Raw genomic sequence first — 15,445 nt, 5'->3', positions numbered from 1 at the left:
GTCTGCTTGTCCGTCAAGACGTGCAAGCAAGCACTGATAGACTAGTAGAGTTAAGTGATCCTAAAGAGAACGCCGCGGTTGAGCGGCATTCCCTCCGCGGCCTTCCGGCCCAGGGGGGCGGCCGGGGGCGGCCGGGGCCGCCCGGGCCCTCTTCCAGCGCTGCTAGCTGTCGTAGGCCAGCAGCGTGGAGACCGGGATGTCCAGGTTGGCGCGGCCCTTGAGGAAGGTCAGCTCGATGATGCAGGCGGCGCCGGTCACTTCCGCCCCGGCCGAGCGCAGCAGCTGAGCGGCGGCGTTCATGGTGCCGCCGGTGGCAAGCAGGTCGTCCACCAGGAAGACCTTCTGGCCCGGTTGCAGGGCGTCGGCCTGGATCTCGATGGTGTCGCTGCCGTACTCCAGGTCATAGGTGTAGGGCAGGGTGGCGCCGGGCAGCTTGCCCTTTTTGCGCACCATGACGAAGCCCTTGTTGAGCTTCAGCGCCAGCGGCGCGGCGACCAGGAAGCCGCGGGATTCGATCCCCGCCAGAACGTCGGGCTCATGCTCGTGGACGATCTCGGCCAGCCGGTCCACGGTGGCCTGCCAGGCATCGGCATGGGCCAGCAGCGGCGAGATGTCGTAGAACAGGATGCCGGGGCTCGGGAAATCCGGAATGCCGCGGATGTGCTCTTTCAGATTCATAGAACTATCGGCCCCCTTGCCGTTGCCCTTCACCGCGCCCCGGCGGCGATGCCGGCGGCCGGGCGCATCCTACTGGCCCCTTGGGGCGAGGACAATGCGCAGCCTGACCGCACGCCGCCGTGAGGGGGCCTGCGTGCGGCGCAGGGGTGGCCTTCGCGATCAGCACGGCGGGCGCCGTGACAGCCCGTTCAATATCGTCCTAAACTGCCGTTCCAGTCGTAATTCGCCCCTTCATCGAGCTTTGAGAGCAACCACCGTGAGCTTCGTCTTTCCGCGTCATAGCAAGGCCAGCTATCCCGTCGCCGTCGGCGGCGAGGGTCCCTATCTCTTCGACAGCGCGGGCAAGCGCTATATCGACGCCTCCGGCGGGGCGGCGGTGTCCTGCCTGGGCCATGGGCACCCGGCGGTGATCCAGGCCATCAAGGACCAGGTCGACAAGATCGCCTACGCCCACAGCGCCTTCTTCACCACCGAGGCCTCGGAGGCCCTGGCCGAGTACCTGATCGAGCGCGCGCCCGGAGACCTGGCCCGGGTCTATTTCGTCTCCGGCGGCTCGGAAGCCAACGAGACGGCGCTAAAGCTGGCCCGCCAGTTCCACCTGGAGAACGGAGAGCCCGACCGCTACCACTTCATTGCCCGCCAGCAGAGCTACCACGGCAACACGCTGGGCGCGCTCTCGGTCGGCGGCAACGCGGCCCGGCGCGCGCCCTACCAGCCGCTGCTTAGCCCGGCCAGCCACATCGAGCCCTGCTACGCCTACCGCCATCAGGCGCATGACGAGAGCGAGGAAGCCTATGGCCGCCGCGTCGCCGACAGCCTGGAGGCGGAGATCCTGCGGGTCGGGCCGGAGAAGGTCGCCGCCTTCATCGCCGAGCCGGTGGTCGGCGCCACCCTGGGCGCGGTGCCCGCCGTGTCCGGCTATTTCAAGCGCATCCGCGAAATCTGCGACCAGTACGGCGTGCTGCTGATTCTCGACGAGGTGATGTGCGGCATGGGGCGCACCGGCAGTCTCTATGCCTGCGAGCAGGACGGCATCGCCCCCGACATCCTGACCTGCGCCAAGGGCCTGGGCGGCGGCTACCAGCCGATCGGCGCGGTGCTCTGCTCGGGGCGGATCTACGACACCATCGCTCAGGGCTCCGGCGCCTTCGAGCACGGCTTCACCTATATCGGCCATGCGACCGCCTGCGCCGCCGCACTGGCCGTGCAGCAGACCATCGAGGCCGAGAACCTGCTGGACAACGTGCAGCGCCAGGGCGCGGCCCTGCGCGAGGCCTTGGAAGCGCGCTTCGGCAACCACCACCACGTCGGCGACATCCGCGGGCGCGGCCTATTTATCGGGCTGGAGCTGGTGGCGGACCGTACCACCAAGGAGCCCTTCGACCCGGCCCTCAAGGTCAATGCCCTGATCAAGAAGCAGGCGATGGCCGAGGGCATGGTCTGCTATCCCGCCGGCGGCACCGTCGACGGCCGGCGCGGCGACCACGTGCTGCTGGCGCCCTCCTTCATCGTGCAGCGGCCGCACCTCGACGAGATCGTCGACAAGCTGGGCCGCGCGGTCGACAGCGTGCTGGCCGAGGTGGGGTCGGCGGCGTGAGCGACATCCCCTCGGTCGACTGGGCGCCGCTGATCCTGGCGGTGGCGCCCAACGGCGCGCGCAAGACCCGGGCCGACCATCCGGCCGTGCCGATCACCCCGGCGGAACTGGCCGAGACCGCGCTGGCGGCCCAGGCCGCCGGGGCCTCGATGATCCATCTGCACGTGCGCGACGCCGAGCAGAAGCACAGCCTGGACGTCGGCGCCTACCGCGAAGCCACCGCGGCGGTGCGCGAGGCGGTGGGCGACAGGATGGTCATCCAGGTGACCAGCGAGGCGGTGGGTATCTTCACCGCGCAGCAGCAGATGGCCATGGTGCGCGACCTGCGGCCCGAGGCGGTGAGCCTGGCGATTCGCGAACTCGTGCCGGAGGGCGGCGAAGACGAAGCCCGCGAGTTTCTCGCCTGGCTGGTCGGCGCCGGCATCCTGCCGCAGTACATTCTCTACGCGGCCGAGGACGTCGAGCGCTTCGGCAGACTGCAGGCCGAGGGCGTGGTTCCGCCGGGCCCGGCCTTTCTGCTGTTCGTGCTGGGGCGCTACGCGCCGGGCCAGCGCTCGGTGCCCAACGACCTGTTGCCGTTCCTCGGCGAGATCGAGGCCTGGCCGGAGGCGGCGAAACTGCCCTGGGCGATCTGCGCCTTCGGGCCGAAGGAAACCGCCTGCGTGACCGCGGCGGCGACGCTGGGCGGCCACGCCCGGGTCGGTTTCGAGAACAATCTCTTGCTGCCGTCCGGGCGCCAGGCCCGCGACAACGCGGAACTCGTGGCCGCCAGCGCGGCGGCGGCGGCGGCCTTCGGCCGTCCGCTGGCCGATGCCGCCACCGCGCGCCGGCTGATGGGGGCGGGCGGCTAGTTCGATTTCGGCATATTGCCGTGGTTCATGTTGCCCTGGCCCATACCGCCCTGGCCCATGCCGTCCTGACCGCCCTGCTGGCCCATGCTGCTGATCGCCTCGACGGCGACCTCGACGGTGACGGATCCGGCCTTCTCGAAGCTCAGGGTGAGGGGGAATCTGTCGCCTTCCTTCAAGGCTTCGCGCAGACCGATCAGCATGACGTGGAAGCTGCCGGGCTGCAGCGCCGCCATGCCGCCGGCCGGGATGTCGACGGCCTCGACTTGGCGCATCTTCATGACGTTGCCTTCCATCTTGTGCGTATGCAGTTCGACCCGCTCGGCGACGTCGCCCGAGGCCGCGATCAGCCGGTCGGCGCCGCCGCCGTTGTGGATGATCATGAAGGCGGCGCTGTTGCGCGCCGGACCGGCGGAAGCCCGGGCCCAGGGATGCTCGATGGTGAAGTCGGCGAACTTGACGTCGTGCGCCGCCGCCGGGGTCACGGCAAAGGGGCCGGTCGCGAGGACACCGGTGGAGAGGAGGAGGGCCGCGCCGAAGGCAGCGGAAAGAACACGTTGCATTTGAAATCTTCCTTTGTCGGTCTGTCACGGCGCCGCGTCCGGCCACCGCGAAGGGCGGGGCGTGGGGCGCCTCTGGTTCTGGCAGGGTGAGGGGAGCGGCGGTGGCCGCTCAAGCCGCGGCGGGCGGTCCGCGCGACTGCGCCGGCAGCCATTCCGGTGTGGCGGCGGCAGCTTGCAGCGGCGGGCGCGGGACGGCCGGGCGGAGGGTGCGGCGCTCCGGCGCCGCCGCGGCCGGCAGGTCCGCCGGGCCATTCTGCGCGAAAGCGGTGCAGACCGGGCAGGCGTCGACCTTGCCGTGCCCCGGGCCGGCCGGCGGGTCGTCGCCTCTGCCGGGCCCGTCGGCGCGGGCCAGCTTGCGCAGTCCCTCTGTGGTGCAGATTTCGACGGAAGCTGCGAATGTTTGCTGCGCCGCAACGGAGGCCTGCGGGGCCTGCGCCAGTTGGCCGACCAGAAGCATCGCCAGGCCGTGGCCAAGCAATCCCACGACCGCGAGCGCCAGCGCCAGCAGGCTGGCCGCGGGGCGCAGGAAACGTATGGCTTTGCCGGGGCGACGCATGATGGCGGACCTTAAATCACGCCAGGCGAATGATCTAGTGCCGCGGTTGCGCCAGAGCGCCGCCATGTCGCTTCCTGATCGTTTGTTTGCGCTATCGGGCCAGAACGGGGTGGACATTCCGCTAAGGGTAAGTGTTCAATAGCAAAATAACGGTGGTCTGAACACCGAACCAAAGACACAGGGAATCGCGTTCTGACTAGCTCTGCTTTCCACGCCAGGCCGGAATGGCATGACGAACCCCCGGGTTTGGGGCTTCGTCACCGCTGCTTCGTCGCCAGGCCGTCGGCGGGATTTTCTAGGTCGCACTACTAGTCGTCTTCTGGAGGACAACGATCGGCCGTCATGGCGGTGGCTGTCGTAACATTTTCAATCCAAAGTGTTGGAACCGGGAGTAAACAACCCATGAAATTCATGCCTTTGAAATCCACTGTCGCCGGCTTGTCGGTGGCTGCCCTGCTGGCGGGCGCTGCGGCCTCGGCGCAAGCGGAGGAGAAGTTCATCACCATCGGCACCGGCGGCCAGACCGGCGTCTACTACGTGGTCGGCCAGTCGGTGTGCAAACTGGTCAATCGCGGCAACAAGGACATCAAGTGCACGGCGCCGTCGACCGGCGGTTCCGTGGCCAATCTGAACGCGATCGCCAACGGCGAGCAGGACATGGGCGTCGCCCAGTCGGACTGGCAGTATCACGCCTACAACGGCGATACGCCGGACAAGTTCCCCAACGGCGCCAACAAGGACCTGCGCGCGGTCTTCTCCGTGCACCCCGAGCCCTTCACCGTCGTGGCGCGGAAGGATTCCGGCATCAAGACCTTCGACGACCTGAAGGGCAAGCGCGTCAACGTCGGCAATCCCGGCTCCGGCGCGCGCGGCACCATGGAGGTTCTGATGGGTGCTCTTGGCTGGCAGATGAGCGATTTCAAGCTCGCTGCCGAGCTGAAGTCGGCGGAACAGGCCGCCGCGCTCTGCGACAACAAGGTCGACGCCATCGTCTTCACCGTCGGCCATCCGAGCGGCACCATCAAGGAAGCCACCACGTCCTGCGAGTCCGTGCTGATTCCGGTGACGGGAGCGGCCATCGACAAGCTGGTCTCGGACAACGCCTATTACGCCAAGGCGGTCATCCCCGGCGGCACCTATGACGGCACCGACGTGGACGTCGAAACCTTCGGCGTCGGCGCGACCTTCGTGTCGTCCACCAAGACCGACGAGGACACCGTCTACAAGGTGGTCAAGGCCGTGTTCGACAACTTCGACCGCTTCAAGAAGCTGCACCCGGCTTTCTCGAACCTCAAAGAGTCGAACATGATCACCAACAACCTCTCGGCGCCGCTGCACCCGGGCGCCGTGAAGTACTACAAGGAAAAGGGCTGGATGTAGTTTCCGCCCATTGCTCAGGCCAGGTGGGCGGGACCAGTCCCGCCCACCGCTTTTTCGTTTGAGGCTTTCACTTAGAAAATTTGCGCGCCGATGTCGAAGCCGGGCAAACCGGGCGGCGTGATTTCTTGGGGACGAGGGGCGCCCGGCCGGGAGGCCGCCTCTAAGAGCGGGGACTAAGCATGGCAGATGATCCGAAGACCGGCGCGAGCGCAACGGAGGGTTCGGGCGGCCCTCTGTCCGATGAGGATCTGCAGGATCTCGTCGCTTCCTCCGACACCGGCGGCCGCGCACCGACGGGCATTTCCCTTCAGGTGATCCTCTGGGTTGCCGCCGCCTGGTCGCTGTTCCAGGTCTGGATCGCCTCGCCGCTGCCTTTCGTGGTGGCGGAGATCACCGGCCTGCCCGTGGTGCTCAACAACACCGAGTCACGCTCGATCCACTTGGGCTTCGCGATTTTCCTCGCTTTCCTCGCCTACCCGGCGCTGAAGCGTTCGCCGCGCCACTATATCCCGGCCCAGGACTGGGTGGTGGCTGTGGTCGGCGCCTTTTGTGCGAGCTATCTCTTCTGGTTCTACGATGCCATCGCGCTGCGCCCGGCCAACCCCAACACCCAGGACATCGTGGTCGCTTGCATCGGCATGGTGATCCTGCTGGAGGCGACGCGCCGCGCTCTCGGCCCGCCGTTGACCATCATTGCCTCGATCTTCCTGATCTACACCTTCTTCGGCCAGTACATGCCGGATCTCATCGCCCACAAGGGCGTTTCCCTGGCCGGCGTCGTCAACCACCAGTGGATCACGACCGAGGGCGTGTTCGGCGTCGCACTCGGCGTGTCGACGGACTTCGTCTTTCTCTTCGTGCTCTTCGGCGCGCTGCTCGACAAGGCCGGGGCCGGCAACTACTTCATCAAGGTCGCCTTCTCGCTGCTCGGCCACTACCGCGGCGGTCCGGCCAAGGCGGCGGTGGTCGCCTCGGCCATGACCGGCCTCATCTCCGGTTCCTCCATCGCCAATGTGGTGACCACGGGTACCTTCACCATTCCGATGATGAAGCGGGTCGGCTTCTCGCGGGAAAAGGCGGGCGCCGTCGAGGTGGCCTCCTCGGTCAACGGCCAGATCATGCCGCCGGTGATGGGCGCCGCCGCTTTCCTGATGGTCGAATACGTCGGCATCTCCTACTTCGAGGTCGTCAAGCACGCCTTCGTGCCGGCGCTGATTTCCTACATTGCGCTGGTCTACATCGTGCACCTGGAGGCCATGAAGGCCGGCATGGAAGGCCTGCCGCGCGCGACCGAGCCGAAGCCCTGGATGGTGACCGTCATGGGCATCCTGATCGGCTTTTTCGGCACCGCCGTGCTGGCCGCCGTCGTCTACTACGGTATGGGCTGGATTTTCGACGCGGCGGGTGATTCGGCCAGCTATATCGTCGCGGTCCTGCTGGCGGTCGTCTACGCCGGCATCGTCTGGTTCTGCGCCAGGTATCCGGACCTGGAACTGGACGACCCCAACGCGCCCATTGTCTCCCTGCCCAAGCCGGGGCCGACGGTGAAGTCCGGCATCCACTTCATCCTGCCGGTGGTGGTGCTCATCTGGTGCCTTATGGTCGAGCGCCTCTCTCCGGCGCTCTCGGCCTTCTGGGCGACCGCCTTCATGATCTTCATCGTCGTCACCCAGCGCCCGCTCTTCGCGCTGTTTCGCGGCCAGGGCGCCTACGTCAGCTGGTTGCGTCAGGGCTTCGCGGAACTCTACGACGGCCTGGTGTCCGGCGCCCGCAACATGATCGGTATCGGCATTGCCACGGCGACCGCCGGCATCATCGTCGGTTCCGTCTCCCAGACCGGCGTCGGCCTGGTGCTGGCCGACCTGGTGGAGATCCTCTCCCTCGGCAATATCCTGCTGATTCTGCTCTGGACGGCGGTACTGAGCCTCATCCTCGGGATGGGCCTGCCGACCACGGCCAACTACATCGTGGTCTCGGCCCTGCTGGCGCCGGTCATCGTACAGCTCGGCCAGGACGCGGGCCTCATCGTTCCGCTGATCGCCGTGCACCTCTTCGTCTTCTACTTCGGCATCATGGCCGATGTGACGCCGCCCGTCGGCCTCGCCTCCTTCGCCGCCGCGGCGGTTTCCGGGGGCGATCCGATCAGGACCGGTTTCGTCGCCTTCTTCTACAGTCTGCGCACGGCGGCGCTGCCGTTCCTTTTCATCTTCAACACCGACTTGCTGCTCATCAACGTCGGTTGGGGGGGCGGCATTCTGGTCTTTATCGTCGCGACGGCGGCCATGATGATCTTCGCGGCGGCGACCCAGGGCTTCTTCTTCGCCCGCAACCGCGCCTACGAGACGGTCTTGCTGCTGCTCATCGCCTTCACGCTGTTCCGTCCGGGCTTCTGGATGGACATGATCTCGCCGCCCGACCACGACGTGACGCCGAGCCATATCATCGAGGTCGCCGACCGCATGGAGGCCGGTGAGATCCTGCGTCTGCGGGTCGAAGGCCTCGATGCCGTGGGCGAACCGCGCAGCTTCGTCGCCCTGCTGCCGCTGGGCGAGGGGGCGACCGGCGAGGAACGCCTGAGCGCCGCCGGCCTCGATCTCTACATCGACGGAGACAAAGTGCTGGTCGACAATGCCGGCTTCGACTCGCCGGCGGAGGCGGCAGGTCTGGAGTTCGACCAGGAGATCGTCACGGTGAAAGAGCCGCTCGACCAGCTACCCAAGGAGCTGATGTACATCCCGGCGCTGCTGGTGCTGGTGCTTATCGTTTTCATGCAGCGCGGTCGGCGGGCCAGGCAGCCCGCCGAGGCGACCGTTTAGGGGGACGCGCAAAAATGTTCAAGGATATCCTCTTGCCCGTCGACCTGGGCAATCCCGAGACCCAGGAGAAGGCCGTCAGCACCGCCATCGAGATGGCCAAGGCTTTCGGCAGCCGCCTGCACGTCATGACCATCGTGCCGGACTTCGGCGAAAGCTTCGTCTCGTCCTTCTTCCCGGTCGATTACCAGGAAAAGGCCATGGAGGCCGCGAACCAGAGCCTTCACGCCTTCGTCAAGGAACGGGTGCCGGACGGCATCCAGGTCCAGCACATCGTCGGCCACGGCACGATCTACGAAGAGATACTGAGTTTCGCCAAGGAACACCGCATCGACATGATCGTCATGGCCTCGCACCGGCCGGAGCTTCAGGACTATCTCCTGGGTCCCAACGCGGCGCGGGTGGTCCGGCATGCCGATTGCTCGGTCACCGTGGTGCGCGAGTAGGCCGCCGCCCACCGAAATGTGATCCGTCCGGGCGCGGCCTGCGGCGTAAGCTTGCGGCCATGATCCGCCGCAGCCTGAGCCTGCTCTGCCTCCTCGCCGCCGCCGTGCCGTTTCCGGCCACGGGCGCCGACTTGGCCGCCGGGCTGCTGCCGGAGGCCGTCGAAGTGCCGGCGGGGCCGTTCATCACCGGTTCCGATAGAGCCGAGCGCGAAGCCGCCTACCTTCTGGACGAGGCCGCCTACGGCCACAGCGTCACCCGGAAGCAGCGCTGGTACGAGGGGGAGGGCGCGCGGCGCGAGGTCGAACTGCCGGCCTTCTCGATCATGCGCGCGCCGGTCACCAACCGCCTCTACGCCGCCTTCGTCGCCGCCAGCGGCCATCGCCCGCCCGACGTCAGCGCTGAGGAGTGGCAGGGCTACGGTCTGATCCACCCCTACGAGCGGACCCGCCGGCACGCCTGGCGCGACGGCCGGCCGCCGCCGGGCCGGGAGGCGCATCCGGTGGTCCTGGTCTCCCACGGTGATGCCGAGGCCTTCGCGGCCTGGTTCTCTGCCGAGACCGGGCGGCGCTGGCGCCTGCCGACAGCCCTGGAGTGGGAGAAGGCCGCCCGCGGAACCGAGGGGCGCCGCTTCCCCTGGGGCGACGCCTGGGACCCGCGCAAGCTCAACAGCCACGACGGCCCTGGAGAAAAACAGGGGGCCTTCGACACCCTGCCGGTCGGCAGTTTCCCGGGCGGAGCCAGCCCCTACGGCCTGCTGGACGCGGCGGGACAGGTCTTCGAGTGGACCGCGACCCCGGCCGGCTCCGGTGGCCGGAGCGGGCGTTTCCTGGTCAAGGGGGGCTCCTGGGACGACCGCGGCTGCGGCGTCTGCCGCCCGGCGGCCGGGCACGGCCGGCCGGGCGGACTTAAGCATATCCTGATTGGTTTCCGATTGGTGATGGAGCCGGGGTAAGAATCACGACGACGTGAAAGAGAGTTTGCTGGCAAGGAGCGGCAAGTCTCCTTAGTTTAGCGACGTCATGCGAAGCGAAGCTAACATCCGGGACGCCGCGCTGGATTGCGACTATGCGCTGGACAGCCTGCCGACCGAGGCCCTGGAGGACATGGCCGAGGCGGGAGCGGAGGCCATGGAGGTTATTCGGATCCTCTCCAAGACCGGCGACAACATCGTCGGCGAGCTGCTGAAGAACCACGGCACCTTCTACGAGTGGGACCACTACCCGCCGGGCGACGTCTACGACCACGAAACCCACGGCCAGTACTACTACCACGCCCATGCCTCCGATCAGCGCTTCGAGGGCGAGCACGGGCACTTCCATACCTTCGTCCGTCCCAAGGGCATGCCGGCCGGCATCAAGCCGGCGAAGGTGCCCGGCTACGAGGCGCCGGAGGATCCCAACGACGCGCTCAGCCACCTGATCGCCATCGCCATGACGCCGGCTGGCCTGCCGTTCCGCCTCTTCACCGTGAACCGCTGGGTCACCGGCGAGGTCTGGTACAAGGCCGCGGACGTGATCCGTTTGCTGGACGTCTTCAAGATCGACCATGCCCAGCCGTCGTGGCCGGTCAACCGCTGGGTCTCGGCCATGATCCGGCTTTACAAGCCGCAGATCGCCGAACTGCTGCTGGCCCGCGACCGCAAGGTCGAGGCCTGGCAGCAAGGTCTGCCGGACGGCGATGTCTTCGAGGACCGCGACCTGGAAGTGACGTCGTTCCTGGATATTTCCTTGGACACGCAGATCCAAGGCGTTGCCCGCGCCCTGCTGGCCCGGCAATAGGCTGCCGTTAACCCCGCCTTTACCCTGTGCCGCGTTGCCGCCGGCCGGTTTTCAGGCCGCCGGGACGCTCATGCCGGCGCCGTGACGCTTTAAGCATGAATTAACGCGGGTCTCCGATAATCACCCTGTTGGGGCGCTTCACGGGGGCGCTAGCCCGCTCCCCGCCGCGTGCCGCCTTCGTTGAGGCTTGACCGAGAGAGACATGACAGGAAGCCTTTCCCAGGAAGACGTCGCCCGCCTGATGGCGGATCCGTCGCCGGATGTCCGGGCGGAGACGACTTCGAAGATCGCGGCGCAATACGACCGCAAATACCCGCGCATGACCGAGGCCGAGCGCCGCCTGGCGGAGGAGATCTTCCGCAAGCTGGCCCACGATGCCGAGGTGCTGGTGCGCGAGGCGCTGGCCGCCAACCTGAAGAGCACTCCGGACCTGCCGCACGACCTCGCCCTGTCGCTGGCCAAGGACGTCGACAGTGTGTCGCTGCCGGTACTGAAGTACTCCGAAGTGCTGACCGACGACGACCTGATCGAGATCGTGCGTGGTGAAAATGCCGCCGCCAAGCAGGTCGCCATCGCCCAGCGCGCCACGGTCTCCACGGCCGTTGCCGACGCCCTGATCGACACCGGCAACGAGACCGCCGTGGCCCGCCTGGTCGCCAACGAAGGCGCCGAGTTGACGGAGGAAGCCCTGGGGCGCGTCCTCATCGACTACAACGCCAGCGAAGAGGTCGCCGAGTCGATCTCGCGTCGGCCGGTGCTGCCGCCGGCCATCTCCGAGCAGCTTGTCTCGGCCATGGCCCAGAAGCTGGAGAACTACCTGGTCAGCAAGCACGACCTGCCGGCCGATGCGGCGGCCAACCTGATCCTGCAGACGCGCGAGCGGGCCACCGTGAGCCTGCTGAGCCGCGGCGCCTCGGGCGCCGATCTGGAGGAGCTGGTCTACCAGATCCATGTCAACGGCCGTTTGACCCCCTCGCTGATCATCCGCGCGCTTTGCGTCGGCGACATGGCCTTTTTCGAGGCGGCCCTGGCGCGCCTGGCCAACGTGCCGCTGATGAACGCCCGGAAGCTGATCCATGACGGCGGCGATCTCGGCCTGACCTCGATCTACGAGAAAGCCAAGATGCCGGAACGGCTGTTCAGCGCGGTGCGTGCCGCGGTGCAGATCCTGGAAGAGGAGGACTACGACGGCGGGCGCAACGATCGCGAACGCTTCGTGGCCCGTATCATCGAGCGGCTTCTCACGCAGTTCGAGGACCCGGCTTCCAAGATGTCCCAGGACGACATCGACTATCTGATGAACAAGCTGCGCCAGCTCGCCGCCTGAGGCCGCGCGGCAACTCTCTTCGCAGGGGAATGCGAAACGGCGCCGGTCTTCAAGGGACCGGCGCCGTTTCTTTTTGCCCGTGAGGGAGGCTCTTCTAGTTCAGCAGAACCCTGGGCAGCCAGAGCGCGATGTCGGGGAAGGCCATGATCAGGCCCAGCCCGATAAGCTGAAGCAGGACGAAGGGAATGATGCCCTTGTAGATCTGCTGCATCTTCACCTGCGGCGGCGCCACCCCCTTCATATAGAAGAGCGCAAAGCCGAAAGGCGGCGTGAGGAAGGACGTCTGCAGGTTCACCGCCAGCAGGATGGCGAACCAGTAGGTGACCTCCAGCGGTTCGACATGGTTGCCGAAGTCCAGCGCCGCGATGATCGGCGAGAAGACCGGTAGGACGATCAGCGTGATCTCGATCCAGTCGAAGAAAAAGCCGAGGAAGAAGACGATGGCCATGAGGATCAGCAGAAGGCCCCAGGGCCCGAAGCCCATGCTCTCCACCAGCTCGATGACGATGTCGTCGCCCCCCAGAGCCCGGAAGACGTAGGAGAAGCAGGTCGCGCCGAGGAAGATGCCGAACAGCATGCCGCCGGTCAGCGCCGAACGCTCCAGCACGTCCTTCATGACCGAAAAGCTGAGCCGCCGGTTCAGGAGAGCCAGCAGGATCGCGCCGGCGCCGCCGACGCCTGCCGCCTCGGTCGGCGTGGCCCAGCCGAAGAGGATGGAGCCCAGCACCAGGAAGACCAGGAAGAGCGGTGGGATGAAGGAGCGCAGCACCATGATCACGATGCCGACGGTGGTGTCCGGTCCCTCGTCCTTCGGCAGAGGCGGCGCCAGCTTCGGCTTGAAGCCGCAGAGCACCAGAATGTAGATCATGTAGAAGACGGCCAGCATGAAGCCGGGGATGATTGCCGCGACGAAGAGGTTGCCGACCGAGCGGGCCAGCAGATCGGCCATGATCACCAGCATGATCGACGGCGGAATCAGGATTCCCAGAGTGCCTGAGGCGGCGATGGTGCCGGTGGCCAGGGGCAGGTTGTAGCTGCGCTGAACCATCACCGGCAAGGCCAGCAAGGTCATCATCACCACCGAGGCGCCGATGATGCCGGTGGTCGCGGCCATGATGGTGCCCATCAGAGTGACCGACAGCGCCAGGCCGCCGGGCACGCGGCGCAGCAGCACCTGCAGGCAGTGCAGCAGATCGCTGGCCACGCCGGAGCGTTCCAGCATGGTGCCCATGAAGATGAACATGGGGATCGCGGTCAGTACCAGGTTCTCGGCGATGCCGCCCCAGATCCTCGGCAGCAGGTTGAAGAACTGGATGAAGCTGAAGACCTCGAAGTACATGCCGATGAAGCCGAAGGTCAGGCCGACGCCGCCCAGGATGAAGGCCACCGGGTAGCCGCTGAACAGCAGGATGCCCAGCGCCGCGAACATGAACAGCGGAAGGTAATCCTCGATGTAGAAGTCCATCACTTCCGCTCCCCGTCGTGCCGGCCGTCATGCTTGCGCAGTTCGGGCGGGACGATGTCGTCCAGGTGTTCGACTTCCGCTTCTTCGATCTCATGAACCCTCTTGCGCAGATCTTCGGGGCCGAAAAGCTCGATGAGTTTGCGCAGCAGCACGGTGATGCCGCTGAGGGCGAGAAACCCGAAGCCGATAGGCACGACGGCCTTGATGAGCCAACGGTGGGTCAGGCCGGTGGCCGAGGCCGAAATCTCATTGGTGGCGTAGGAGCGTGCGGTGAAGTCGATGCCGAACCAGATGACCAGCCCGCAGTAGGGCAGCAGGAACAGGAGGCAGCCGGCGACCTCGATCCACCATTGGGTGCGTTCGCTCAGGTTCTCGCGCAGCAGGTCGATGCGCACGTGGGCGTCCTTCAGATAGGCGTAACCCAGGCAGAAAACGAAAAGGATCACGTGCAGGTGCCACTCGGCCTCCTGCAGTTTCGTCGATCCCAATACGAGGAAACGCCGCGTTACCACGTCGAAGATGGTCATCAGGATGAGGAAGAGTCCCGCCCAGGCGGCGATCTTGCCGACTTTGATGATGACGCGGTCCAGCGCATCGCTGACGCGTATCAGGAGTTCCATGCCATTTTCCCCAATCTTGCGGACTTCAGGGTCTTGCGGGGTCGCCCCGAAAATGGAAAACGCCGGAGTCTCGTGGAAGAGCCTCCGGCGCTAACCAATTCAGGATCTATCCGGTCAAAGACCTAATCGCCGATCCGGAACGCTGAAGCGTCCGGATCACAGATAGCCCAGGTCGCCCCAGATCTTGTACTGCTCACGATAGGCAGAGAGCGAATCCCAGACCTTTTTGAAGGTGGGGTTGGAGGCGGCCAGCTCGGCCGCGACGTCGTTCCAGGCGACCCGCAGTTCGTCCAGGATTTCCGGCGGCCAGCGGTGGATGGTGACGCCCTTCTCTTTCAATTCCGCCAGAGCCGCGCCCTGGATGGCTTCACCCTCGGCCAGGCCGGCGGTGATGTTGGCGCCGCAAACGGCTTCGATCTGCGCCTTCTGCGTGTCGGAGAGCGCGTCGTACTTCTCCTTGTTCATCATCAGGTCGAACAGGGTCGACTGCTGGTGCCAGCCCGGGAAGTAGTAGTGCTTGGCGACCTGATAGAAGCCGAGGTTCAGGTCGATGGCGGGCATGGAGAACTCGGTGGCGTCGATCGAACCGCGCTCCAGCGCCGGGAAGATGTCGCCGCCGGCCAGCAGCTGCGTGGAGACGCCCATCTTTTCCATGACCTTTGCGCCCAGGCCGAAGAAGCGCATCTTCAGGCCCTTGAGGTCGTCGGTGCTCTTGATCTCCTTGCGGAACCAGCCGGAAGCTTCCGGCGCGATGACGCCGCACATGACGGACTTGATGCCGTACTCGGCGTAGAGCTCGTCAAAAAGCTCCTTGCCGCCGCCATGATAGTACCAGCCCAGGTATTCGCCGGCGCTCGGTCCGAAGGGGACGGCGGCGAAGAGGGCGAAGGCCTCGTTCTTGCCGGTCCAGTACCCCGGGGTCGACCAGCCGGCATCGATGGAACCGGCCGAAATGGCATCGAACATCTCGAGGGCCGGAACCAGGGCGCCGGGCTCGAAGAACTTGAAACGCAGCGAGCCGCCGGAGACGGCCTCCATCTGCTCGGACAGCCGCACGCCGAGGGTGCCGAGCTGAGTGAGTTTGCTGCCGTAAGCGCTCGCCATGTTCCAGCGGACACGCTTGTCCTGGGCCGTGGCGTCGCCGACGCTGCCAAAGGCCAGGACGGCCCCCAACGTCAGCGCCGAGACGGCGAGCTTCATCGTCCTGCGGATGCGCATTCGAATAAGTCCTCCCGTTCATTTCGCACCCGCCATGATTTTTGTTTGACGGGCATTGTTCGTTTCCCCCTTTGGGACAACCGGGTTCGATTTCGCAGTTGCACCAAAGCTCATCGAAGCTAGCCCATGGCTTCGCGCCGAACAAGTGCAAAGCA

At 66.2% G+C, this 15,445-nt stretch carries 14 protein-coding genes; 8 read left to right on the top strand and 6 right to left on the bottom strand.

The annotated features are described in order from the left end of the window. Positions 1 to 162: 162 nt before the first annotated feature. Positions 163 to 678, bottom strand: coding sequence for an adenine phosphoribosyltransferase (locus tag AAFN88_RS19280; RefSeq protein WP_347522260.1), 516 nt, complete (start codon positions 676 to 678; stop codon positions 163 to 165). Between the two features lie 256 nt (positions 679 to 934). Here AAFN88_RS19280 and AAFN88_RS19275 point away from each other — a divergent pair, with 256 nt between their 5' ends. Both AAFN88_RS19275 and AAFN88_RS19270 read left to right on the top strand, forming a co-directional pair. Beyond that, positions 935 to 2,275: an aspartate aminotransferase family protein gene (locus AAFN88_RS19275; protein WP_347522259.1), complete on the top strand. Its 1,341-nt coding sequence runs from the start codon at positions 935 to 937 to the stop codon at positions 2,273 to 2,275. Then, positions 2,272 to 3,126 carry a 3-keto-5-aminohexanoate cleavage protein gene (locus AAFN88_RS19270; protein ID WP_347522258.1) on the top strand — a complete coding sequence of 285 codons (855 nt, stop codon included), beginning with the start codon at positions 2,272 to 2,274 and terminating at the stop codon, positions 3,124 to 3,126. The genes AAFN88_RS19275 and AAFN88_RS19270 overlap by 4 nt, the downstream gene beginning before the upstream one ends. Here the strand turns inward: AAFN88_RS19270 and AAFN88_RS19265 are convergent. After that, complete coding sequence (locus AAFN88_RS19265) at positions 3,123 to 3,686, bottom strand: copper chaperone PCu(A)C (protein ID WP_347522257.1); 564 nt, start codon at positions 3,684 to 3,686, stop codon at positions 3,123 to 3,125. The genes AAFN88_RS19270 and AAFN88_RS19265 overlap by 4 nt on opposite strands. A gap of 109 nt (positions 3,687 to 3,795) precedes the next feature. Further along, the gene (locus AAFN88_RS19260; RefSeq protein WP_347522255.1) at positions 3,796 to 4,308 is read right to left on the bottom strand and encodes a DUF2946 domain-containing protein; all 513 of its coding nucleotides are present in this window, start codon (positions 4,306 to 4,308) and stop codon (positions 3,796 to 3,798) included. A 336-nt stretch (positions 4,309 to 4,644) separates the two neighbouring features. Between AAFN88_RS19260 and AAFN88_RS19255 the strand changes: the two genes are divergently transcribed. The 6 genes from AAFN88_RS19255 to AAFN88_RS19230 all read left to right on the top strand — a co-directional run bounded on the left by AAFN88_RS19255 (position 4,645) and on the right by AAFN88_RS19230 (position 11,987). Then, entirely contained in the window at positions 4,645 to 5,622 is a 978-nt protein-coding gene (locus tag AAFN88_RS19255) for a TAXI family TRAP transporter solute-binding subunit (RefSeq protein WP_347522254.1), read from the top strand. A 179-nt stretch (positions 5,623 to 5,801) separates the two neighbouring features. Continuing rightward, a complete protein-coding gene (locus AAFN88_RS19250) occupies positions 5,802 to 8,438 on the top strand; it encodes a TRAP transporter permease (protein WP_347522252.1) in 2,637 nt (878 codons plus the stop codon). Positions 8,439 to 8,452: 14 nt separating this feature from the next. Next, a complete protein-coding gene (locus AAFN88_RS19245; RefSeq protein ID WP_347522251.1) occupies positions 8,453 to 8,881 on the top strand; it encodes a universal stress protein in 429 nt (142 codons plus the stop codon). 59 nt (positions 8,882 to 8,940) lie between these two features. Further along, on the top strand, positions 8,941 to 9,834 hold the full coding sequence (locus tag AAFN88_RS19240; protein ID WP_347522250.1) for an SUMF1/EgtB/PvdO family nonheme iron enzyme: 894 nt from the start codon (positions 8,941 to 8,943) through the stop codon (positions 9,832 to 9,834). A 67-nt stretch (positions 9,835 to 9,901) separates the two neighbouring features. Then, on the top strand, positions 9,902 to 10,660 hold the full coding sequence (locus tag AAFN88_RS19235) for a hypothetical protein (RefSeq protein WP_347522249.1): 759 nt from the start codon (positions 9,902 to 9,904) through the stop codon (positions 10,658 to 10,660). Positions 10,661 to 10,862: 202 nt separating this feature from the next. Then, positions 10,863 to 11,987 carry a DUF2336 domain-containing protein gene (locus tag AAFN88_RS19230; RefSeq protein ID WP_347522247.1) on the top strand — a complete coding sequence of 375 codons (1,125 nt, stop codon included), beginning with the start codon at positions 10,863 to 10,865 and terminating at the stop codon, positions 11,985 to 11,987. Between the two features lie 94 nt (positions 11,988 to 12,081). On the opposite strand, the gene AAFN88_RS19225 is transcribed toward AAFN88_RS19230, so the two are convergent. The 3 genes from AAFN88_RS19225 to AAFN88_RS19215 form a co-directional block, all read right to left on the bottom strand. Further along, the gene (locus AAFN88_RS19225) at positions 12,082 to 13,452 is read right to left on the bottom strand and encodes a TRAP transporter large permease subunit (protein WP_347522245.1); all 1,371 of its coding nucleotides are present in this window, start codon (positions 13,450 to 13,452) and stop codon (positions 12,082 to 12,084) included. Next, positions 13,452 to 14,072 carry a TRAP transporter small permease subunit gene (locus AAFN88_RS19220; protein WP_347522243.1) on the bottom strand — a complete coding sequence of 207 codons (621 nt, stop codon included), beginning with the start codon at positions 14,070 to 14,072 and terminating at the stop codon, positions 13,452 to 13,454. The genes AAFN88_RS19225 and AAFN88_RS19220 overlap by 1 nt, the downstream gene beginning before the upstream one ends. Positions 14,073 to 14,228: 156 nt before the next feature. After that, the gene (locus tag AAFN88_RS19215) at positions 14,229 to 15,290 is read right to left on the bottom strand and encodes a TRAP transporter substrate-binding protein (RefSeq protein ID WP_347522242.1); all 1,062 of its coding nucleotides are present in this window, start codon (positions 15,288 to 15,290) and stop codon (positions 14,229 to 14,231) included. Positions 15,291 to 15,445 lie beyond the last annotated feature (155 nt).

The sequence above is a fragment of the Pelagibius sp. CAU 1746 genome (assembly GCF_039839785.1).
In the GTDB taxonomy this organism is placed as follows: domain Bacteria; phylum Pseudomonadota; class Alphaproteobacteria; order Kiloniellales; family Kiloniellaceae; genus Pelagibius.
This window is presented reverse-complemented; position numbering and strand designations above follow the sequence as displayed.